Annotated in this window: 19 protein-coding genes; 10 read left to right on the plus strand and 9 right to left on the minus strand. The window is 74.2% G+C overall.

Annotated features, from left to right (window positions below):
* Nucleotides 1-14 precede the first annotated feature (14 nt).
* The 4 genes from ACFWN3_RS10680 (at nucleotide 15) to ACFWN3_RS10695 (ending at nucleotide 4,805) form a co-directional block, all read left to right on the plus strand.
* Nucleotides 15-737 (plus strand): protein jag, encoded by a 723-nt coding sequence (locus ACFWN3_RS10680; RefSeq protein ID WP_377639379.1) that lies wholly within the window; start codon nucleotides 15-17, stop codon nucleotides 735-737.
* A 13-nt stretch (nucleotides 738-750) separates the two neighbouring features.
* Nucleotides 751-1,512 carry a 16S rRNA (guanine(527)-N(7))-methyltransferase RsmG gene (rsmG, locus tag ACFWN3_RS10685; RefSeq protein ID WP_377639381.1) on the plus strand — a complete coding sequence of 254 codons (762 nt, stop codon included), beginning with the start codon at nucleotides 751-753 and terminating at the stop codon, nucleotides 1,510-1,512.
* A gap of 948 nt (nucleotides 1,513-2,460) precedes the next feature.
* Complete coding sequence (locus ACFWN3_RS10690; protein ID WP_377639383.1) at nucleotides 2,461-3,735, plus strand: AAA family ATPase; 1,275 nt, start codon at nucleotides 2,461-2,463, stop codon at nucleotides 3,733-3,735.
* Complete coding sequence (locus ACFWN3_RS10695) at nucleotides 3,732-4,805, plus strand: ParB/RepB/Spo0J family partition protein (protein WP_377639385.1); 1,074 nt, start codon at nucleotides 3,732-3,734, stop codon at nucleotides 4,803-4,805. The genes ACFWN3_RS10690 and ACFWN3_RS10695 overlap by 4 nt, the downstream gene beginning before the upstream one ends.
* 85 nt (nucleotides 4,806-4,890) lie before the next feature.
* Here the strand turns inward: ACFWN3_RS10695 and trxA are convergent, their stop codons facing one another.
* The 7 genes from trxA to ACFWN3_RS10730 form a co-directional block, all read right to left on the minus strand.
* A complete protein-coding gene (gene trxA, locus ACFWN3_RS10700; RefSeq protein ID WP_377639387.1) occupies nucleotides 4,891-5,214 on the minus strand; it encodes a thioredoxin in 324 nt (107 codons plus the stop codon).
* 72 nt (nucleotides 5,215-5,286) lie between these two features.
* A complete protein-coding gene (gene trxB, locus ACFWN3_RS10705) occupies nucleotides 5,287-6,285 on the minus strand; it encodes a thioredoxin-disulfide reductase (RefSeq protein WP_377639388.1) in 999 nt (332 codons plus the stop codon).
* 92 nt (nucleotides 6,286-6,377) lie between these two features.
* Complete coding sequence (locus ACFWN3_RS10710; protein ID WP_377639390.1) at nucleotides 6,378-7,202, minus strand: hypothetical protein; 825 nt, start codon at nucleotides 7,200-7,202, stop codon at nucleotides 6,378-6,380.
* An 82-nt stretch (nucleotides 7,203-7,284) separates the two neighbouring features.
* The gene (sigM, locus tag ACFWN3_RS10715) at nucleotides 7,285-7,875 is read right to left on the minus strand and encodes an RNA polymerase sigma factor SigM (RefSeq protein ID WP_377639392.1); all 591 of its coding nucleotides are present in this window, start codon (nucleotides 7,873-7,875) and stop codon (nucleotides 7,285-7,287) included.
* 13 nt (nucleotides 7,876-7,888) lie between these two features.
* Nucleotides 7,889-9,985: a hypothetical protein gene (locus ACFWN3_RS10720; protein ID WP_377639394.1), complete on the minus strand. Its 2,097-nt coding sequence runs from the start codon at nucleotides 9,983-9,985 to the stop codon at nucleotides 7,889-7,891.
* A gap of 88 nt (nucleotides 9,986-10,073) precedes the next feature.
* Nucleotides 10,074-11,786 carry a murein biosynthesis integral membrane protein MurJ gene (gene murJ, locus ACFWN3_RS10725; protein WP_377639396.1) on the minus strand — a complete coding sequence of 571 codons (1,713 nt, stop codon included), beginning with the start codon at nucleotides 11,784-11,786 and terminating at the stop codon, nucleotides 10,074-10,076.
* 28 nt (nucleotides 11,787-11,814) lie between these two features.
* On the minus strand, nucleotides 11,815-12,303 hold the full coding sequence (locus ACFWN3_RS10730) for an NUDIX hydrolase (RefSeq protein ID WP_377639398.1): 489 nt from the start codon (nucleotides 12,301-12,303) through the stop codon (nucleotides 11,815-11,817).
* A gap of 76 nt (nucleotides 12,304-12,379) precedes the next feature.
* On the opposite strand from ACFWN3_RS10730, the gene ACFWN3_RS10735 reads away from it, so the two are divergent.
* Complete coding sequence (locus ACFWN3_RS10735; RefSeq protein WP_377639400.1) at nucleotides 12,380-13,855, plus strand: CCA tRNA nucleotidyltransferase; 1,476 nt, start codon at nucleotides 12,380-12,382, stop codon at nucleotides 13,853-13,855.
* A gap of 6 nt (nucleotides 13,856-13,861) precedes the next feature.
* Here the strand turns inward: ACFWN3_RS10735 and ACFWN3_RS10740 are convergent, their stop codons facing one another.
* The gene (locus tag ACFWN3_RS10740) at nucleotides 13,862-14,425 is read right to left on the minus strand and encodes a YceI family protein (RefSeq protein ID WP_377639402.1); all 564 of its coding nucleotides are present in this window, start codon (nucleotides 14,423-14,425) and stop codon (nucleotides 13,862-13,864) included.
* A 197-nt stretch (nucleotides 14,426-14,622) separates the two neighbouring features.
* Here ACFWN3_RS10740 and ACFWN3_RS10745 point away from each other — a divergent pair, with 197 nt between their 5' ends.
* Together ACFWN3_RS10745 and ACFWN3_RS10750 are read left to right on the plus strand one after the other, a co-directional pair.
* Nucleotides 14,623-15,123 carry a hypothetical protein gene (locus tag ACFWN3_RS10745; protein ID WP_377639404.1) on the plus strand — a complete coding sequence of 167 codons (501 nt, stop codon included), beginning with the start codon at nucleotides 14,623-14,625 and terminating at the stop codon, nucleotides 15,121-15,123.
* Nucleotides 15,120-15,938 carry a PP2C family protein-serine/threonine phosphatase gene (locus ACFWN3_RS10750; protein ID WP_377639406.1) on the plus strand — a complete coding sequence of 273 codons (819 nt, stop codon included), beginning with the start codon at nucleotides 15,120-15,122 and terminating at the stop codon, nucleotides 15,936-15,938. The genes ACFWN3_RS10745 and ACFWN3_RS10750 overlap by 4 nt, the downstream gene beginning before the upstream one ends.
* Before the next feature lie 16 nt (nucleotides 15,939-15,954).
* Here the strand turns inward: ACFWN3_RS10750 and ACFWN3_RS10755 are convergent, their stop codons facing one another.
* On the minus strand, nucleotides 15,955-16,527 hold the full coding sequence (locus tag ACFWN3_RS10755; RefSeq protein ID WP_377639408.1) for a 2'-5' RNA ligase family protein: 573 nt from the start codon (nucleotides 16,525-16,527) through the stop codon (nucleotides 15,955-15,957).
* A gap of 293 nt (nucleotides 16,528-16,820) precedes the next feature.
* On the opposite strand from ACFWN3_RS10755, the gene ACFWN3_RS10760 reads away from it, so the two are divergent.
* From ACFWN3_RS10760 to ACFWN3_RS10770, 3 genes are read left to right on the plus strand one after another with little or no spacing between them, the layout of a single operon-like run.
* The gene (locus tag ACFWN3_RS10760) at nucleotides 16,821-18,560 is read left to right on the plus strand and encodes an FHA domain-containing protein (RefSeq protein WP_377639410.1); all 1,740 of its coding nucleotides are present in this window, start codon (nucleotides 16,821-16,823) and stop codon (nucleotides 18,558-18,560) included.
* Entirely contained in the window at nucleotides 18,557-20,014 is a 1,458-nt protein-coding gene (locus ACFWN3_RS10765) for a serine/threonine-protein kinase (RefSeq protein WP_377639412.1), read from the plus strand. The genes ACFWN3_RS10760 and ACFWN3_RS10765 overlap by 4 nt, the downstream gene beginning before the upstream one ends.
* Nucleotides 20,015-20,072: 58 nt before the next feature.
* On the plus strand, nucleotides 20,073-20,765 hold the full coding sequence (locus ACFWN3_RS10770) for a hypothetical protein (protein ID WP_377639414.1): 693 nt from the start codon (nucleotides 20,073-20,075) through the stop codon (nucleotides 20,763-20,765).
* The last annotated feature ends 15 nt before the right edge of the window (nucleotides 20,766-20,780 follow it).

Genomic DNA, 20,780 nt, shown 5'->3' on the forward strand with positions numbered 1-20,780 from the left:
AAGCTGGAGTAGCCATGAGCGAGAACACCACCACGGACGTCGTGGACACCGAGGTCGTCGAGACCGAGGAGACCACCGAGCCCACCACCACGACCGAGGGCGACGCGCTCGGACACGAGCAGCCCGCCGTCCCCGGAGTGGACGACGAGGCCGGCGACGAGGCGCAGGACACCGACGACGCCGAGGACGCGCCTGACGACGCCGGGGACGACGCCGAGGACGAGGACGCCGCCGGCGCCTCGGCGAGCGAGGGCTCCGGCCGCTCGCGCCGCCAGGTCCTCGAGCGCGAGGGCGAGGTGGCGGCCGACTTCCTGGAGACGCTGCTCGACATCTGCGACCTCGACGGGGACATCGACGTCGACATCGACGGGGACCGCGCCGCGGTGTCGGTCGTCGACTCCGAGGACGGACGCGTGCCGCGCCGCCTCGTCGGCGACGGCGGCAAGGTGCTCGACGCCCTGCAGGAGCTGACCCGCCTCGCGGTGCAGTCGGCCACCGGGGAGCGCAGCCGCCTCATGCTCGACGTGGCCGGCCACCGGGCGGAGCGCCGCGAGGCCCTCGTGGAGCTCGCGGCGACCGCCATCGCCGAGGTCAAGGAGTCGGGTGAGCGCAAGCCGCTGGCGCCGATGACCGCCTTCGAGCGCAAGGTCGTCCACGACGAGGTGCTCGCGGCCGGTCTCGTGTCGGAGTCGGAGGGCGCCGAGCCGCGCCGCTTCGTCGTGATCCTCCCGGCGTGAGGTCGCGTTTCACGTGAAACATGACGGCCAGGACGAGCGTCCCGCCGCACCGCCAGCCGCACCCCCGGGTGCGGCTGGCCTGTTTGGTGACCGGTTCGACCTCGCGGAGCGGTTCACCGCGATCCTCGCGGACACCGGGGTCAGCCACGGCCTCATCGGTCCGAGGGAGGTGCCGCGGCTGTGGGAGCGGCACGTCCTCAACTGCGCGGTCATCGCGGACGGCTTCGCGCAGGGGTCGTCCCTCGTCGACGTCGGGTCGGGTGCCGGACTCCCGGGGGTGGCCCTGGCGGTCGTCCGGCCCGACCTCGAGGTGCACCTCGTCGAGCCGATGCTGCGCCGGACGACGTGGCTCGAGTCGGTGGTCGCGGACCTGGGGCTCGGCAACGTCACGGTGCACCGCGGGCGCGCCGAGGAGCTCGCGGGAGTGCTGAGCGCTCCGTACGTCACGGCCCGAGCCGTGGCCCGGCTCGACAAGCTCGCCCGCTGGTGCGTCCCCCTCCTCGCCGAGGGCGGCACCCTCGTCGCGATGAAGGGACGCTCGGCGGCCGAGGAGCTGGAGGAGGACCGCCGTTCCCTCGAGCGGCTCGGGCTGCTCGACGCCACCGTCACCGAGCACGGGGGCGACCTCCTCGACGAGCCGGTGCTCACCGTGGACCTCCGTTTCCGCCCCGCGGCTCCGCCTCGCCCACGCCGGGCGACGGCGAAGGGCGCGAGCCGGTCCCCGTCGCCGGCGCCGCGTCCGGGTGGTCGCCGACCCCGGGGACCCAAGGCCTGACCCAGGCGGAGCCACCGGGGCGTTTCACGTGAAACATCCCTCATGCCCTCCCTGACCTCACCGTCCTGGTCGACGGCCGGTCGACCAGGAGTTGCCGGGTGGCGAGCTGACCGAGAGGGGCCGAGGACCTCGGACCGACTCATCGCAGGACGGAGCCATGCGTGGGAGCGGAACCCACGGCGGGGTCCGGCGCGCCTTCCACGGACCCGCCACCCGCGGCGATGAGGAGTGGACGGACCCGGTCGGAAGGGGCGCGGGCCCGGTCCGAGGTGGCGCGGGCCCGGCGGTGGATGGACGACGGTCCCGACAGTTGTCCACCGGTTGTCCCCAGCCCTTCGCGCGGGGATCGCGCCGTTGTCCACAGCTTGTCCCCCGCGCGCCGACCCGTGCTCCGCACCGTGCGGGGGGCCTTCTCCGGCGAATCCGGGGCGGGCGTTTCACGTGAAACATGACGCACCCGTGACCGATAAGGCGACCCAGTGTCCACGGGCGCGCCTCGCTGGCCATCGACGCGAGACCGTTTCACGTGAAACATCCACCCACCACGACCGGCGGTGAACGAGCGAGAATCCTCCGCAGGCGCCCCGTGGCGTCCGAGCGGATGGGCGGGGTCACTCGAACCGGGTCTGACGCGTGAGGTCGCCGATCCGCTCTCCGTGGGTGGGACGTGAGAACCAGTACGGGCCGGGACGAGGAACCCACGCCGCCGCGACGGGCTCCGTGCCGCCGCGGGCCGTTTCACGTGAAACGTCGCGACCCGCCGCCCGTCCCGTCGCCCCATGGCGGAGGTCCGGCGATCAGCGTGACGGGCCCCGGCGCCTCTGGGTCCTCCGGGGAGTCGAGGGGGTGACGCGAGCAGCACGCGCATCCGTGGACGACGCTTTGGCGTGTCCCGCGGTCGTGGGGTTGGATGAGCGAGTTCATGTCCTCGATGCGAAGGTGGTCGGCGTGAGAGCCGCGAGTGAGCTCACCGAGGAGCGGTCCGCTGCTCCGGGGCTGGGGTTCCCCACCCTTGCCGGACCGGCGACGTCACCCCTCGGGTGGCCCGGCATCGACGCCGTTTCACGTGAAACGGTGATCGAGGACGCCGAGCCGCGTCCGCCGGCCACGGCCGACGAGCCCGAGGCGTTTGCCCAGGTGCCCGAGGTCGTGACACCGACCGCCAGGACCGGCGCGACCGAGGACGACCGGATCCCGACCACCACCGTCCCGCCGGCCCCGGCCGACCGCGGCGACACCACACCCGAGGAGCACCCCACACCCGTGGACGACGATGTTGCCGAGCGCGCCCAGATCGCCGCGGCCATGCCCGGCGCCGACCACCACACCCCGCTGGCGGCCGCGGTCGCCGAGGACGCGCGCAAGCGGATCACGCTCGCCGGCCGGTCCGTCCCCCGTCCGGACCGGACCCGCGTCCTCACCGTCGCGAACCAGAAGGGTGGGGTCGGCAAGACGACGACGACGGTCAACATCGCCGCCGCCCTGGCCCAGGCCGGCAGCACGGTCCTCGTCATCGACCTCGACCCGCAGGGCAACGCCAGCACGGCGCTCGGCATCGAGCACCACGCAGAGGTCCCGAGCGTCTACGACGTCCTCGTCGAGGGCACCGCGATCGCCGACGTCGTCCAGACCTGCCCCGACATCGCGCGCCTCTGGTGCGTCCCGGCGACGATCGACCTCGCCGGCGCCGAGATCGAGCTCGTCTCGCTCGTGGCGCGCGAGACCCGGCTCGAGAAGGCCGTTCACGCCTTCGTCGATGAGCGGGAGGCGGCGGGGGAGCGCATCGACTACGTCCTCATCGACTGCCCGCCGAGCCTGGGCCTGCTCACCGTCAACGCGTTCGTCGCGGCGAGCGAGGTGTTCATCCCGATCCAGTGCGAGTACTACGCCCTCGAGGGCCTGTCGCAGCTGCTGAAGAACATCGAGCTGATCCGCAACCACCTCAACAAGAAGCTGCACGTCTCGACGATCCTGCTGACGATGTACGACGGCCGCACCCGGCTGTCGGCCCAGGTCGCCGACGAGGTGCGTGAGCACTTCCCCGACCAGACCCTGCGCGCCAGCGTGCCCCGCTCGGTGCGCATCTCCGAGGCCCCGAGCCACGGTCAGACCGTCATGACCTACGACCCCAACAGCAGTGGTGCGCTCTCCTACCTCGAGGCAGCCGTCGAGCTCGCCGAGCGCGGCGTCGCCACCCGTCGAACCTCCGAGGAGTCCGCATGAGCGAGAAGCGTCGAGCCCTGGGCCGTGGCCTGGGCGCCCTCATCCCCAGTGGCACCGCCACCGCCGACCGGCCCGTCGACGTGTTCTTCCGCGACCGCGACGAGCCGGCCGAGACCGCCGGCACGACGGACGCGGCCGACCGCGACGGAGCCCTCGAGACCGACGTTCCCGCAGGTCAGCGGCCCGTCGACGGTGCGTCCACCCGAGCCGAGGAGCCGGCGGCCGACGACCCCAACGCGCTGCGCCCGGTTCCCGGCGCCGAGTTCGCCGACCTGCCCGTCGACAGCATCCGGCCCAACCCCCGCCAGCCGCGCACCGTCTTCGACGAGGACGACATGGCCGAGCTCGTGCACTCGATCCGCGAGATCGGCGTGCTGCAGCCCATCGTCGTGCGACCCATGCCGACGCCCGAGGGTGACGTCCGCTTCGAGCTCATCATGGGAGAGCGGCGCTGGCGCGCCTCCCGCGAGGCGGGCAAGGACAGCGTCCCGGCGATCATCCGCTCGACCGACGAGGACGACCTCCTGCGCGACGCGCTGCTGGAGAACCTCCACCGCAGCCAGCTCAACGCCCTCGAGGAGGCGGCCGCCTACCAGCAGCTGCTCGACGACTTCGGCTGCACGCAGGAGGTCCTCGCCCAGCGGATCGGCCGCTCGCGCCCGCAGATCTCCAACACCCTGCGCCTGCTCAAGCTCCCGCCGGTCGTGGCTCGCCGCGTCGCCGCGGGGGTCCTGTCGGCCGGCCACGCCCGCGCCCTCCTCGCCCTGCCCGACGCAGGTGCCATGGAGCGCCTCGCCCAGCGCATCGTCGCCGAGGGCCTGTCGGTGCGTTCCGTCGAGGAGATCGTCTCCCTCGGCGACGGTGACACCCCCCCGGCCCGCCGCGCCCCCCGGGCCGGCGCCCGCCGTCCACAGCTCGACGACCTCGCCGCCGACCTGTCGGACCGCCTCGACACCCGCGTGCGGATCGCCCTGGGCGCCAAGAAGGGCCGCCTCACGGTCGAGTTCGCGTCGGTGGAGGACCTCAACCGCATCCTCGACTCGATGCACCTGCGAGGGGCCCGCGACTGACGGCGACCGGTCCTCCGCGCGCAGAAGAGGCGCGGATCACGTTGTGCGACAACGTGATCCGCGCCTCTTGCGCGTCAGCGGGAGATCAGCCGAGGAAGGGCTCGAGCTCGCGGAGCAGCTTGGGCTTCGGCATGGCGCCGATGATCGTCTTGACGATCTCGCCGTTCTGGTAGACGTGCATCGTCGGGATGCTCGTGATGCCGAGCTTGCCGGTGATGGCCGGGTTCTCGTCGGTGTTGAGCTTGACGATGGTGACCTCGTCGTGGTCGCGCGCGATCTCGTCGAGGATCGGGGCGACGGCGCGGCACGGGCCACACCACTCGGCCCAGAAGTCGACGAGCACGGGCTTGTCGCTGTTGAGGACGTCGGCCTCGAACGTGTCGTCGGTGGTCTTGGAGACGGCTCCCATGGGGGGTCCTTTCGCGTGGGGTGAGCGGTGGCGTGGGTCCCGATGCTGCCGGAGGGGTCCGACAGCCGGGGGTCAGTGGGTGAGGGCGGGGGTGGGGGCGTGGGCGAGGAAGCGCTCGGCGTCGAGGGCCGCGGCGCAGCCGGAGCCGGCGGCGGTGATCGCCTGGCGGTACGTGTGGTCGACGAGGTCGCCACAGGCGAAGACGCCGGGGACGTTGGTGTTGGTCGTGCGCCCCTCGACGAGGACGTAGCCCTCGTCGTCGAGGTCGACGACACCCTGGACGAGCTCGTTGCGCGGGTCGTGGCCGATGGCGATGAACAGGCCGGTCACCGGGAGCAGGCGCGTCTCGCCGGTCTCGGTGTCGCGCAGCGTGATCCCCGTCAGCTTGTCCTCGCCGTGGATCGCCTCGACGGCGCTGTTCCAGGCGAAGCGGATCTTGTCGTTGGCGTGGGCGCGCTCGGCCATGATGGCGCTCGCGCGCAGCTCGTCACGACGGTGGACGATCGTCACGGTGCGGGCGAACTTGGTGAGGAAGGTGGCCTCCTCGACGGCCGAGTCGCCCCCGCCGACGACCGCGATGTCCTGGTCGCGGAAGAAGAAGCCGTCGCAGGTGGCGCACCACGACACCCCGTGACCGGAGAGGCGCTTCTCGTCGGGCAGGCCGAGCTCGCGGTAGGCGCTGCCCATGGCCAGGATGACCGAGCGGGCGCGGTACTGCGTGCCCTCGGCGTCGGTGACGACCTTGACGTCGCCCTCGAGCTCGACCGACTCGACGTCGTCGGTGATGATCTCGGCCCCGAAGCGCTCGGCCTGGGCGCGCATGTTCTCCATGAGGTCCGGACCCATGATCCCGTCGCGGAAGCCGGGGAAGTTCTCGACCTCGGTGGTGTTCATCAGCGCCCCGCCGGCGGTGACGGCGCCCTCGAAGACCAGCGGCTCGAGGTTGGCGCGCGCGGCGTAGACGGCGGCGGTCCAGCCCGCGGGGCCGGAGCCGATGATGATGACGTTGCGGACGTCGGAGGTCACGTGGACACAGCCCCTTGTGGTGACGACGGGTGGCGACCGCAACATGCGGTGCTCTGGATGAACCGATCCTAGGGCCGCGGTGTTCCCGCGGGGGCGTCGCCCCGCCGGTGCGGGGAGCCGGCCCTGCTGCCGAGCGCTCAGTCGAGGCTGGTGGGGCCCGTGATGAGGGCGGGGTCACCACTCGGGCACGAGCGGGCGACGGCCCAGGCCCTGCGACCGGTCTCGTCGGTGGCCACGAGGACGGCCGCGGGGCGCCCGTCGACGCGGGCGAGGTCGACGAGCAGGCCCGCCGTCGGGGAGATGCCCAGGGCGTCGGCGCAGGCGCGTGCGCCGATGGGGGTGGCGATGGGCCCGAGGGTCGGGGCCTCGGCCGCGAGGTCGCGCAGCTCGTCGCGGGTCTCGGTGGCCGCGGCCCGCGCCCCGGTCGCGAGGTCGCTCGCGGTGTAGGCGCGGTCGCTGAGGACGACGACGACCTGGCCGGAGCCCGCGTCGGGCGGCAGCTGCGGCGCGGCGGCCCCACCGGCGGCCTTGGCGCCCTCCTGGACGGCCGAGCCGCTGTCGGCGCCGCTCCCGGCGGAGGAGGCGTCGAACGCCGCCGTGAGGCCGCCCTGGGTGACCTGGAGGGCGAGGCCCCCGAGGCCGACGGCGCCGACGACGGCGGCGGCCACCCCGAGGTGGCGGATCCGGGGACGGCGCCGCAGCGGGACGACGGTGCCGTGAGGGGCGTCCTGCGCGTGACCGGACGGGCGGTCGGCGTCGGACGCGTCGAGCGGCGCGGAGGGGGCGGTGGCACCGGGCAGGGCGTGGATCCGGGGCGCCGCGGCCTCCGCCTCGAGCGCGGCGGCGATGCGGGCGACGAGGTCGTCGGGCATGGGTCCGGGGTCGGGAAGGCCCGCGAGCAGGGCGCGCATCCCCGTCGGGTCGTGCTCGACGGGGGTGTCGTCGTCGTGGGTGTGGTTCACGCGGTCCTCCGGGACGGGCCCTCGGGGTGGGGGTCGGGGGTGGTGGCCCGTCCCCCGCAGGGGACGGGCCGGGAGTGGGACGTCACGACGCCCCCCGGGGTTCCGTGGGCCCGGTCACGCGGTCGCCCTGTGGCGTCAGGAGCACCGCGAGGGCCTCACGACCCCGGAAGCACCTCGACTTCACGGTCCCCTCGGCGACGCCGAGGACGCTCGCCGCCTCGGCGACCGACAGCCCGTGCATGTCGACGAGGACGAGGGCGAGGCGCTGACCCTCCGGGATCCGGGCCAGCGCCTCGCGGACGTCGAGGCGCGCCTCGACCGAGGCGTGGTGGTCGTGGCGGTCGGGGAGGTCGAGCTCGGCGACGTCGCCTGCCCGGCGCACGGTCACCTTCTCGCGACGGATCCGGTCCAGGCAGGCGTTGACGACGATCCGGTGCAGCCACGTGGTCACCGCGGCCTCGCCCCGGTAGGCGTCGGCGCGGCGGAACGCCGAGATGAAGGCCTCCTGGACCGCGTCGGCCGCGAGCTCGCGGTTCGACGTCGTGCGCAGGGCCACGGCGTACATCCGGTCGCGGTGGCGCCGGAACAGCTCCCCGAAGGCCACGCCCCCGTCGCCGGCGACGTGCCGGGCCATGAGGTCGCGGTCGCTGAGCTCGAGGAGGTCGTCGGACATCGGGGCGCCGGCGTCAGCCGGTGACGACGACCTCGTTGAGCCACGCCCGACGCTTCTCGCGGTCGTCCGGCGTGAGCTTGGTGTACCAGACGACGATGTACTGGCCGCTGACGTCGGCCGGGACCTGGAAGGTGACCTTCCCCTGCGCGTCCTTCTTCTCGCCGACCTTCGTCGCGCCCTCGAGGCGGTTGTCGGGGCCGACGTAGACCTCGAGGTCGGCCGCGACCGGGACGGTCAGCTCGACACCCTGCGGCTTCTTGTTCGGCCCGAGGTCGACGACGACGCCCAGCCCCTTCTTCAGGCCGCCGAACTCGTTCGAGCGGTAGTTCTCGGAGAACCAGCCGTCGCCCGTGTCGCCGTCGTAGGTTTTGGGGGTCAGCTGGTTGTTCTCCTCGCCGTCGCCCTCGGGGTCGTAGGCCTCGACCTTGAGGATGGCCAGCGGCTCGGGGTCGCCGGACGGGGCGGGGGAGCCGCTGTCGCTCGGGGCCGCCGAGGTGGGCGCGGCCGAGGTCCGGGTGGAGGAGGCGGCCGGTCCGCCGAGCTCGAGGTCGGTGTTCGCGCCGATGCGCGAGACCCCCCAGATCCCGATGACGAGGGCGAGGACGAGGAAGCCGGCGACGATCCCGAGGGCGAGCTTGGACTCGTCCTTGGTCAGCGGCTCCGACGGGACGAGGGGTGCCGGGGCCTCGAGCTCGCCGGCGCCACCCCGGTCGCGGGTGGCCCGTGACGGACGGGGAGCCCGGGCTTCGCGGGGCTCTCGGGGCTCACGCGGCGCCGAGGTCGTGTCGGGGGAGAGCTCGGCGACCTTGTCGACGGCCGCTCGGGCCAGGTTGCTGACCCGGCCCCCCACCGAGCCGAGCGCCGCGACGGCGGCAGCACCGGCGGCCGCGGCGCCACCGGCGGCCCCGGTCGGTCCGCGGCGGGCACCGTCAGCGTCGTCGGCGGGGTCGGCCTCGTCGTGGGCGGGCGCGTCGGGGTCGGGCTCGTCTCCCGCGCCGCTCGGGGGTGCGGTCGGCAGCGCGATGACGCGGGTGGCCTCGTGGCCGAGGTCGTCCTCGGGCACGTCCTCCGGAACGGTGTCGTCGGTGCCGCCGTGCTCGGGGACGACCACCCGCGGCAGCTCGTGGGTCGCCTCGTCGGCCTCGTTGGGCCGGCCGGCGTCCGCCACGTCGTCGGTCTCCACGTCGGACCCGACGACCGCCTTCGGTTCGTCGACCTCGTCGACCGCGTCGGGTACCGGCTCGTCGTCCGCGGGGACGTCGAACGCCCGGGTTGGCTCGTCGTCGACCGGGTCGTCGAGGGTGTCGGGGCGCGGTGGGGTCACCGCGGGGACGACGGGCCGGCCGACGACCTGGCGCGAGGGCCAGGGAGCGACCTGCCGGGCGAAGTCGCCCGGGCTCGTGGGGCCCTGGTCGTCGTTGATCGTCAGGCGGCAGATGGCGTCGAGGTCACGGGGGACTCCCGCGGCGATCTCGGAGGGTGCGGCGACGCCGCCGGGCACGCGCGGTGCGGCGCCGAGGCCCGAACCCCCCGCGCCGAGCGGCCACAGCCCGGTGAGCCCGGCGTAGGCGAGGGCCACGACCCCGACGGCGTCGCGGCGGGCGGCGTCCTCGGGCTCGGCGCCCTCGTGACCGGCGCGCACGGCGGCGGTCTCGAGGCCGCGCAGGCGGATGTCGCCCTCGGGGGTGCGCAGGACGTCGTCGGGCTCGAGCTCGAGGTGGTGCATCCCGCGCTGGCGGGCGGTCTCGAGGGCCGCGGCGACCTCACCGGTGATCCGGCGGACCTCGTCGCCCGGGACGCCACCGTCGGTGACGAGGTCGGTGAGGCTGCGGGCCTCGCTGAGGTCCTCCTCGACGACGTAGGAGACCTCGGCGTCGCTGCCGACGTCGAGGATCCGCACGAAGACGGTGTGGGTGACCGAGGCGGCCCGGCGCGCGGCGTCGAGGAGGTCGGGGGTGCGGCCGTCGTCGGCGCCGATGACGAGGACGGAGACCCGGCGGCCGAGCGTGGTGTCGTCGGCCGACCAGCGCTCGGTGTCGCGGCGCTGCTCGAGCCTCCGGTGGACGGCGTACCGCCCGCCGAGGACGGTGCCCGGACCCACACCCCTCACCGCTGCTCCTCCTGGTCGACGTCGTCGGCGCGCACGAAGGCGCGGCACCCACCGGGGCGGGTGCTCGCCCCATCGTAGACAGGCACGGTCAGCCCCGACGGAGACGGCGCGTCACGGGCTCGAGCGCCGCGGCGACCTCGGTGACCCCGAGGGCCCGCGCGACCCCCCACGTCACCGCGACCTGGACCACCGCCGCGACCCCGAGGACGAGGCCGCCCTCGACCAGGCCCCCCACGCCGCGGCGCTCGCCGAGGTCGGGGAGGACGACGGCGATGAGGGCCGCGAGCGCCAGGGCGGTGACGACGGCCGGCACGAGGAGCTTGAGGTACATCGCGCCGGCGCCGCGCAGCCCGATGTGCCCGTGCATCCGGTGGAGCACCCAGAAGCCGACGCACGACGAGACGACGACGGCGCAGGACTGGCCCAGGCTCAGCGCGAACGCCGTGAGGCCGGGGTCGAGCCGGGACGCGACGAGAGCCCCGAGCGAGGACAGCCCGGTCGTCACGCACTGGATGCGGAAGGACATGAACGTCATCTGGTGGGCGTAGAAGACCCGGTCGTTGAGGTAGGTCCACGCCATCGGCAGGACCATCCACACCAGCCCCTGGAGGACGATCGCGATGGCCTTGGTCTCCTCGAGGGTGTTGGTGAAGAAGAAGGTCGAGGCGACGTACGGCGCGAGGACGCCGATGAGGACGACCCCGGGCACGAGGATCACCGACGGCAGCCGCAGCCCGCGGCCGTGCAGGCGCAGCACCTCGGCGTGGTCGTCGTGGCTGGCCGCCTCGGACAGGCGGGTGTACAGCGCCGTCACGAGGGAGACGGTGATGAGCCCGTGGGGGAGCATGACGAGGAGGAGGGCGGGGTTGAAGGCCGCGAGGCCGGCGGTCGGGTCGCCCGCCTGCTCGCCGAGGTCCGTGGCGCGGGTGAGGACGTTGGAGGTGACGAGGAAGCCGAGCTGGCTGACGACGATCGACCCGAAGGTCCACTTCGCGACGTTGCTGACCTCGCCGAGGCCGACGCCGCGCACCCCCCACACCGGCCGGTAGCGGAACCCCATCCTCCGCAGCGGGATGACGAGGCAGACCGCCTGGGCCACGATCGACAGGGTCGCCGAGCCGGCGAGGACGGCGATCATCGCCGGGGTCCAGTCGCCGGGCGCCGCGTTCTGGGGGAAGCCCATCCGGATGAAGACGACGAGCCCCACGACCGCCACGACGTTCGCCAGCGCCGGCGCCCACATGAAGCCCGCGAAGCGCCCGTTCGCGTTGAGGACCTGCCCGAGGATCGTGTACAGCCCGTAGAAGAAGATCTGCGGCAGGCAGACGTAGGCGAAGACGACGGCGAGGGCGATCGCCTCCTCCGAGCGCGTCCGGTAGTACAGCGGCACGATGAGGGGCGCGAGGAGCGTGGCGAGGACGGTCGCGCCGAACAGGGCCGCGAGCGAGAGCGTGATGATCCGGTTGACGAACTCGTCGCCGTCGGGCCGCAGCCGGGCCCGGACGATCTGCGGCACCAGGATCGCGTTGAGGGCGCCCCCGGCGATGAGGATGTAGAACGAGTTGGGCAGCGTGTTCGCGGCCGTGAAGCCGTCGGCCGCGTAGCCCGTGGTGCCGATGACCCCGGTGAGCATCGCGGTGCGCACGAGGCCGACGACCCGGCTGGCGAACGTGCCGCCGGCCATGATGGCGCCGGCCCGCCCGACGCTCGGCTGGGTGCTCGGCGGGCGCTCGCCGACCTGGTCCTCCGGGTGGTCGTCGGGGCCGCCCGCGGGCGGGCTCGACGGGGGGTCGGACGTCATCGGGCGGGTCCTCGGGTGCGGCGGGCGCTCACGCGTCGCCGGCGAGGCGCTGCCACGCCACCCGCGCGATCCGGCGCTCGTTGGGGAACGTCAGGTGGCGGTGCGCCTCGCGCAGGGGGAGCCACGCGACGTCGATGGCCTCGTGGTCGGGGTCGTTCTCGATGGTCAGGTGCCCGCCGACGGCCTCGAGGAGGTAGTGGTGGACGTACTTGTGGATCCGGCGCTCGCCCGCGGCGAACCAGTAGTCGATGGTCCCGAGCTCGATGAGGACGACGCCCTCGATGCCGGTCTCCTCGGCCACCTCGCGCGCCGCGGTCTGCGGCAGGGTCTCCTCGCCCTCGATGTGGCCCTTGGGCAGGCACCACTCGACCCGGCCGGCCCGGTTGCGCCGGGCGATGACCGCGATCCGGGCCTCGCCCTCGTGGACGTCGACGACGACGCCACCGGCGCTGCGCTCCTCCACGGCCGGGAGCCGCCGGGGCGGCACCCCGGTGGGGTCGGTCGCGGCATGGCTCATCCGGTCACTGTAACGAGTGGACCCGTGCGCCACCCGGGACCTCGGTGGCACCGGGCACGCCCGCGCGCCGAATAGGTTGGTCCTCGTGCCCACCCGTCAGCCCCCCGCGGCCTGGCTCCGCCAGGCGGTCGCCGAGCTCGCGCCCGTCCTCCCGGTCCTCACCGACCTCGGGGAGCGGTTCGCGGCGGCGGGGCACACCCTCGCCCTCGTCGGCGGCCCGGTGCGGGACGCGTTCCTCGGCCGCGCGGCGATCGACCTCGACTTCACGACGAGCGCCCGCCCGGACACCACCGAGGCGGTCCTCAAGGAGTGGGGCAGCGCGACGTGGGACATGGGCCGCGCCTTCGGGACGATCGGCGCCCGCCGCGGCGACACCGTCGTCGAGGTGACGACCTACCGCGCCGACGCCTACGACGGGCAGACCCGCAAGCCGGTCGTCGCGTTCGGCGACTCCCTCGAGGACGACCTCGTCCGGCGCGACTTCACGGTCAACGCCATGGCGCTGCGCCTGCCCGACCTCGCCTTCGTCGACCCCTGGGGCGGCCTCGCCGACCTCGAGGCCGGTCACCTGCGGACGCCGACGACGCCCGAGGTCTCCTTCGGCGACGACCCGCTGCGGATGATGCGCGCGGCGCGCTTCGTCGCCCAGCTCGGCGTCGTCCCCGCCCCCGAGGTCTACGCGGCGATGCGCGACATGGCCGGCTCGATCGCCATCGTCTCGGCCGAGCGGGTGCGTGACGAGCTCGTCAAGCTGCTCCTCGCACCGCACCCGCGCGCCGGACTCGAGCTGCTGTGCGCGAGCGGCCTCGCGGCGCACGTGCTCCCCGAGCTGCCGGCGCTCCAGCTCGAGGTCGACGAGCACCACCGCCACAAGGACGTCTACGAGCACTCGATGACGGTGCTCGAGCAGGCGATCGACCTCGAGGGAGCGCCCGGAGCGCCGCCCGAGTCGGTGCCGGGCCCCGACCTCGTGCTGCGCCTGGCCGCGCTCTTCCACGACATCGGGAAGCCGGCCACCCGGCGCTTCGAGGACGGGGGCGGGGTCTCCTTCCACCACCACGAGGTCGTCGGCGCCAAGCTGACGAGCAAGCGCCTGAAGGCGCTGCGCTTCGACAAGGACACGACCAGGGCCGTCGCGCGGCTCGTCGAGCTGCACCTGCGCTTCCACGGCTACGGCGACGGCCAGTGGACCGACTCCGCCGTGCGGCGCTACGTCGTCGACGCCGGCGACCTCCTTCCCCGGCTGCACCGGCTGACCCGTGCCGACTGCACGACCCGCAACGTGCGCAAGGCCAAGCGCCTCGCCGCGACGTACGACGACCTCGAGCGACGCATCGAGGCCCTGCAGGCGCAGGAGGAGTTCAAGGCCCTGCGCCCCGAGCTCGACGGCAACGAGATCGCGGCCGAGCTCGGCATCAGGCCGGGACCGGTGCTCGGGCGGGCCTACAAGCACCTGCTCGAGGTCCGCACCTCCGAGGGCCCGATCGGCAAGGAGGCCGCGACGCAGCGGCTCCACGCGTGGTGGGCCGAGCAGCCCGAGTCGCGGGCCTGAGGTCGGTCAGGACGCCGGGTCGGTGCGCCTGATCGCCGAGATCTCGAACTCGAGGGTGATCTTCTCGGAGACGAGCACGCCGCCGGAGTCGAGCGGCATGTTCCACTCGAGCCCGAAGTCGCGCCGGTTGACCCGGCGCGAGCCCTCGAAGCCGGCCCGCAGCGTCCCGAAGGAGTCGGTCTCGACGCCGACGAGGGCGATGGGGATCATCAGCTCCTGGGTGACGTCGCGGATCGTCAGCCGGCCGGACACCGCGAACGCGCCCTCCCCGACCTCCTCGACGCGGGTGCTGACGAAGGTGATCTCGGGGTAGGTCTCGACGTCGAAGAAGTCGGCGCTGCGCAGGTGGGTGTCGCGCTCGGCGGAGCGGGTGTCGACGCTGGCCGCCTGGAGGGTGACGGAGACCGAGGACCTCGACAGGTCCTCCAGGTCGGCGTGCACGTGGCCCTCGACGTCGTTGAACGACCCGCGCACGGTCGTCACCATCGCGTGGCGCGCGGAGAAGCCGATGCGCGTGTGCGCGGGGTCGAAGTCCCAGTCACCGTCGAGGGTCGGGCGCGTCTCGCTCATCGTTGCTGTCCACCTGTCGTGAGTCCCTGCGGAGGGTCGGTGCAGTCTGGCACGTCGGGTCGCCGCACCCTCGGCACGCGCGCGCCCGCGGTCATGGGCGCGTCCACGGGGTGGGGAGTTCTCCCCATGGGTCCGGCGGGCCTCACCCGGTTAGGCTCGGTCCTCACGTTCGTCGTCCCGGAAGGGAGCCCTGCTCCATGCCCGTCCTCGCCTTCCCGGGTCCCGTCGCCCCCGCACCGCCGGCGGTGACGCTCGAGGTCCCCGAGGGCTGGGAGCCGGTCCCCGCCGGGGCCGGCCTGCTCCGGGCCCGTGGCACGGGCAGCGCCGGCGACCTCGTCGAGGTCGGGGTCGCGGCGCACACCGCGGCCGGCGTCGACGCGAGCGTCCTCGTCGACGGGCTGACCAGCGCGTCCGCCCCCGCCGGCAGCGAGCTGGAGGACGTCTTCGTCGTGGAGATCGGTGGGCGCGAGTGGGCTGCGCGCAACGTCTCGTGGGACGAGCCGGGCGGGCCCGTCGTCGAGGTCGCGCTCGTCTCCCTCGTCGACGAGACGCCGGCCGAGGGGGCCACCGGGGCCACCGGGGCGGCCGCCGACCGCTTCGTCGTCGCGACCGGCCGGGTCCGCGGCGTGGGCCTGGAGGCCGACTACGACACCCTCCAGTCCGTCCTCGAGACCATCGTCGTGGGGGAGCGCCCGTGAGCCGCGGCGAGCACCGGAACCTCGGGGGCAGCGCGCTGCGGGTGCGCTCGGGGGTCTCGACGCACGTCGGCCGGGTCCGCGACCACAACGAGGACTGCGTCCTGGCCGAGGGCATGGTCTTCGCCGTGGCCGACGGCATGGGCGGCCACGCGGCCGGCGAGGTCGCGAGCCGGATCGCCGTGGAGTCCCTGCGCCACCTCCACGAGCGCCCCGCCCAGCAGCCCGACGACGTCGCCGAGGTCCTGCGCGAGGCCAACCGCCGCATCCTCGACTCCCAGGCCCGGGCCCCCGAGCAGCGCGGCATGGGCACGACCGTCTCCGGCATCACCGTCGTCGTCGCCGGCGGCCACGAGCACTGGGTGGTGTTCAACATCGGCGACTCGCGGGTCTACCGCCTCGCCGACAACCGGATGAGCCTGGTGACCCGCGACCACTCCGAGGTCCGCGAGCTGCTCGACGCCGGCGTCATCGACGCGTCCGAGGCCGCCACCCACCCGATGCGCAACGTCATCACCCGCTCCCTCGGGTCCGACCCGGCGCCCGTCGCCGACACCTGGGTGCTGGCACCGGTGCGTGGCGAGCGCTTCGTCATCTGCAGCGACGGCCTGTCCGGGGAGCTCGACGACCGCGAGATCATGCTCATCGCCCGCAAGTACGCCGACCCGCAGATCGCCGCCGACCAGCTCGTCGCCGCCGCGGTGCGCGCGGGGGGGCGCGACAACGTCTCGGTCGTCGTCGTCACGGTCGACGCGTGGGACGACGAGGGCGACGACGACGCCGACACCGCACCGCGCGCCGGCCTGCTCCGGACCTGAGGCCGGGCGCTCGTCCTCAGACGGGGTCGATCCCCGTGCTGATGGTCTCGACGACCTCCCAGGCCTCGGGCCCGTCGTCGTCGAAGCGCGGCCGGAGGAGGACGACCTCCGAGACCGACCAGATGGGCGACGCGTGGCCCTCGAGGTCGCCAACGAGGCGCTCGAGCCAGGAGAGCGAGGTCGTCGGGGTGACCGAGCCGAGCGTCATCCGCGGCTGGAAGCGCCGCCGGTCGACGAAGAACCCGTGCGTCGCGACGATCCGCGGCAGGCGGCGGGCGAGGTCCTCGACGCGCTCGACCTCGCCGACGAGGGGCAGGCCGATGGTGGGGTCGCCCTCCTCCTCGATGGCCCAGACGCCGCTGAACCGGACGCGGGGCGAGGGCTCGGAGGTGTCGAGCTCCTCGTGGATGTAGTGGGCGAGCGAGGTGACCATCGGCCGGGTGATGTTGCCGAGGCCGAAGACCGGGAGCATGAGGGAGTTGCGCGCGACGCGTACGAACTCGCCCGGGGGCGCGGGGGAGCGCCCGAGCGCGGTCTCGACGTCGTCGAGGACGTGCTCGGGCGGGATGAGCGCCACGGTGACGAGCAAGACGGAGCCTCCTGGGGAACGACCCCCATCGTGCCCGTCCGCGCCCGGGCCCGCCGCGTGGGCGCGCCGGGCGTCCACCGGTCGGGCGTCCGGGGGCGGTGCGGGGGCGGTGCGCGGGCGGGTAGGTCCGGCGTCGGGTGTCGCCGGTCACGACGGTGGTGGACCCGTCCCACCGCTGCGCCACCGGCCGCCGCGGGCCCCGGTTACTCTGTGGCCGGGGACCCCTGTCCACGACCCCTCGGTCGTCCCGTGCCCTGACGTCCCGACCCGCCCGCCTGCCGTAGGAGCCGCCCGTGACCACCGTGCGCAGCGTCGTGCACCCCGGGTGGATCGAGGTCGTCGGGCCCGGCGTCCACGCGGTCGTCGCCGCCGCCGACCGGCACGCCGAGCCGCTCACGGCCGCGGCCGCCGGCGGGCTGGTCGGGCTCCTCGAGGCGCTGTCGGCCCACGGGCTCGCCGGGACCCCCGACCTCGCCGCCGTCTCGGTCGGCGACGACGTGGTGCGGGTCGTCGTGCGCGGGGCCGCAGCGGTCGTCCTCGGCGACGGCACCCGGATCACGGCCGACGGGCGGCAGCCCTGGCGCGACGTCGACGTCGACCTCGCGAGCGCGGGCGACGAGATGGCCGTCGCGGCCCCCGAGCCCGAGGCCCCCCGGGGCTGGCGCCGCCCCGCCCGCCTGGCCCGCTCCGGCGCGGTCGCCGCCGCCACCGCGCCCGCCGCCGAGCAGCCCCAGGTCGAGTCCCGTCCCCCGAGTGACCTTTCGGTCGATTCTGGTACGCCCGAGGACGAGCCGGAGCCGGTTGAGGGACCGGAGGACGAGGCCGACCGGGACAAGATCGCCCTATTGGTCGATGTTGACCCGGAAAACGGGCCCTCGGAGGACGAGGGCGCCCGTACCCCGAGTGACCTTTCGGTCGAATCCGGTACGCCGGAGCCCGAGCCGGAGCCGGTGGAGGAGCCCTCGGACGACGCTGAGCGGGACAAGATCGCCCTGTTGGTCGATGTTGACCCGGGGGACGGGCCCTCGGACGACCAGGGCGCCCGTACCCAGAGTGACCTTTCGGTCGAATCGGGGACGGCGGAGGACGACATCCCTGCCGACGAAGGCCAGCGGGACGAGACGGCGGACGAGGTTCGGGTCCAGCCGGACCTCACGCTCCCACCGCCCGACGAGGCGTCCGCGGGCCTGCCACCGGCCGCCCGGGTCCCCGTGTCGGCCCCGCCGAAGGGCGGCCTCATCGACTCGGTGCCCTGGCGCCGCGGCGCCGGCGCCCCGGCCCCCACCGGCCAGCCGCCGACCGCGGAGCTCCCGGTCCACACGCCCCCGCCCCCGCCACCGCCCGTCGAGGACGTGCCGCCGCCCCCGCCGGCCGACCCCCCGCCGGCCGACCCCCTACCGGCGGACTCCCCGTCCTCCGACCCCCGGCACCGGCCCGGGACGGTCGCGAACCCGTCGCACGAGACCCGCCACGAGCCGCTCCCGGAGCCGCCCGTCGCCGACGAGCACCCGGCCCCCGACGTCACGACCGACCGGGGCGCCCTGCTCCGCACCGACGACGACCTCGACCGGCCGGTCGTCCTCGCGGTCCTCTGCCCGGCGGGCCACCCGTCACCCCCGCACGCCGGGACCTGCCGGACCTGTGGCCGCGAGATCCCGCCGCAGCAGCCCTTCCAGACTCCGCGGCCCTCGCTCGGGCTGCTGCGCATCTCCACCGGCGGCGCCGTCCCGCTCGACCGCGGCGTCCTCCTCGGTCGCGCCCCCCGAGTCAACGAGGAGCTCCCGCCGAGCCAGCGCCCGCACCTGGTGCGCGTCGGGAACGCCGACCGCGACATCAGCCGCAACCACGCCGAGGTCGTCCTCGAGGGCTGGCACGTCCTCGTCCGCGACCTCGGGTCGACCAACGGCACCACGGTGACCCTGCCCGGGCAGGAGCCCGTGCGGCTGCGGCCCACCGAGGACCACGGCATCGAGCCCGGTGCCGTCATCACCCTCGCCGACGAGGTCTCGCTCACCTACGAGGTCGACGGGTGAGCGCCTCCGACGCGCCCCGCATCCCGGGGCTCGAGCTCGTGCGCCCGCTCGGCAGCGGTGGGTACGCCGACGTCTTCCTCTACGAGCAGCAGCAGCCGCGGATGAACGTCGCGGTCAAGGTCCTCAAGCGCGAGGGGCTCACCGCCGCGATCCGGCGCCAGTTCGTCGACGAGGCGAACACGATGGCCCAGCTCGGCGACCACCCCTACATCGTCCAGGTCTTCCGCAGCGACCAGACGGCCGACGGCGGCGCCTACCTCGTGATGAAGTACTACCCGCCGCCGAACCTCGCCGTGCGCTCGCGCACCGACCGCATGACGGTCGAGGAGGTGCTGCGCACGGGGATCCAGCTGGCGAGCGCCGTCGAGACGGCCCACCGCGCGGGCATCATCCACCGCGACATCAAGCCGGCCAACGTCCTCGTCAGCCAGTACGGCCAGCCCGGGCTCACCGACTTCGGCATCGCCGGCCGGGGCGGGCACGCCGAGGACGTCGACGAGGACGTCGGCGTCTCGGTCCCGTGGTCGCCGCCCGAGGTGCTCTACGGCCAGTCCAACGGCGACTCGCGCTCCGACGTCTACTCGCTCGCCGCGACCCTCTGGCACCTCCTCGTCGGGCGCTCGCCCTTCGAGCAGCCCGGCGGCGACAACTCCGCCTACGCCCTGATGCCGCGCATCCGGGCCGTCCCGGTCCCGCCCACCGGCCGCGCCGACGTCCCCGTCTCGCTCGAACGCCTTCTCGCGCACGCGATGTCGAAGAAGCCGGACACCCGCCCCCAGACCGCCCTCGAGCTCGCCCGCGGGCTCCAGGCCGTGGAGCAGGAGCAGCGCCTGCCGCGCACGCCGGTCGTCGTCCTCGACGAGGAGGGCAACACCACCGTCGCCGAGATGCCGCGGGCGGGCAGCCGGGGCGAGAGCGACCACGACCGCACGATGGTGCGCACCCCGACCTCCGTCGCCCTCCCCGAGACCCCGCGCCCGGCCCGCCCGACCGAGGCCGAGCCCGACGAGGACGAGCCGACGACGGTGAGCGGCGGCGTCATCCTCGGCGTCATCGCCCTGCTCGTCGTCGGGCTCGTCGGAGCGCTGGTGTGGGCCCTGGGCCGCGACGACGAGCCGACGGCGCAGCCGAGCGCGAGCGTCCGCACCCAGACGGGCGCCCCGACGCGGGCGGTCGACTACCCCGAGCAGCCCGCCATCGACGCGCGGTCCGCCGCCGGGTCGGTGACCTTCTCGTGGAACTACGTCGGCGTCGAGGAGGGCGACTTCTTCCAGCTGCGGGTGGCCGACAGCGAGGCCGGCGTCGCCGACGCGACCGTCACCCCCGTCACCGGCGCCGCCAGGCACACCGTCGAGGCGGCCGACGGCTCGCTCGTCTGCGCCCAGGTGACCGTGGCGCGCAAGACGGGGATCACCTCGCCGCGCTCGGCCATCCGCTGCCAGACCGCCGGCTAGACGCACGCACGACACGGGCGCCGGACCGACCGGTGGCCGACGAGAGGGAGGGACACCGATGGGCGCCATCGTCGACTTCTGCGGGGAGGAGTTCCCCGCGACCGACACCGCTCCGCTGACGATCGGCCGGGTCGCCGACGTCGAGATCGACGACAACCCCTACCTCCACCGCGTCTTCCTCCAGCTGCACCGCGAGCACGACCTGTGGTGGCTGTCGAACGTCGGCTCGACCCTCACGGCGACGGTGGCCGACAAGAAGGGCCTGTTCCAGGCGTGGCTCTCGCCCGGCGCCCGGATCCCCCTCGCGCTCGAGGCCTTCACCGTCTGGTTCACGGCCGGCCCGACGACCTACGACTTCGACATCCTCCTCACCGACACCCCCTTCGTCTCGGTCGAGACCGCCGCCGAGCCCGAGCCGGAGGAGTCGGGCGCCCAGACGACCGTCGGCCGGGTCTCGATGACGCCCGACCAGAAGCTGCTCGTCGTCGCCCTGTGCGAGGGCTTCCTCACGAGCACCTACGCCGGCCACGGCCAGATCCCCTCGTCCGCCGACGCCGCCGAGCGGCTCGGCTGGACGGTCACCAAGTTCAACCGCAAGCTCGACAACGTGTGCCAGAAGCTCGCCGACGCCGGGACCCGCGGGCTGCACGGCGGGCCGGGCAAGCTCGCGAGCAACCGCAAGGCCCGCCTCGTCGAGCACGCCCTGTCGACCCGGATGGTCACCGAGGCCGACCTCCGCCTGCTCGACTGACGCCCGGGCCGCCGG

This window comes from Oryzobacter terrae, from assembly GCF_042756445.1.
Taxonomy (GTDB): domain Bacteria; phylum Actinomycetota; class Actinomycetes; order Actinomycetales; family Dermatophilaceae; genus Oryzobacter; species Oryzobacter terrae.

What these genes read in the sequence shown, in the direction of transcription:
- ACFWN3_RS10680 (WP_377639379.1), top strand. Translation starts at nt 15, where the DNA reads ATGAGCGAGAACACCACCACGGACGTCGTGGACACCGAGGTCGTCGAG.
- ACFWN3_RS10695 (WP_377639385.1), top strand. Translation starts at nt 3,732, where the DNA reads ATGAGCGAGAAGCGTCGAGCCCTGGGCCGTGGCCTGGGCGCCCTCATC.
- trxA (WP_377639387.1), bottom strand. Translation starts at nt 5,214, where the DNA reads ATGGGAGCCGTCTCCAAGACCACCGACGACACGTTCGAGGCCGACGTC.
- trxB (WP_377639388.1), bottom strand. Translation starts at nt 6,285, where the DNA reads ATGTTGCGGTCGCCACCCGTCGTCACCACAAGGGGCTGTGTCCACGTG.
- sigM (WP_377639392.1), bottom strand. Translation starts at nt 7,875, where the DNA reads ATGTCCGACGACCTCCTCGAGCTCAGCGACCGCGACCTCATGGCCCGG.
- murJ (WP_377639396.1), bottom strand. Translation starts at nt 11,786, where the DNA reads ATGACGTCCGACCCCCCGTCGAGCCCGCCCGCGGGCGGCCCCGACGAC.
- ACFWN3_RS10730 (WP_377639398.1), bottom strand. Translation starts at nt 12,303, where the DNA reads ATGAGCCATGCCGCGACCGACCCCACCGGGGTGCCGCCCCGGCGGCTC.
- ACFWN3_RS10740 (WP_377639402.1), bottom strand. Translation starts at nt 14,425, where the DNA reads ATGAGCGAGACGCGCCCGACCCTCGACGGTGACTGGGACTTCGACCCC.
- ACFWN3_RS10745 (WP_377639404.1), top strand. Translation starts at nt 14,623, where the DNA reads ATGCCCGTCCTCGCCTTCCCGGGTCCCGTCGCCCCCGCACCGCCGGCG.
- ACFWN3_RS10770 (WP_377639414.1), top strand. Translation starts at nt 20,073, where the DNA reads ATGGGCGCCATCGTCGACTTCTGCGGGGAGGAGTTCCCCGCGACCGAC.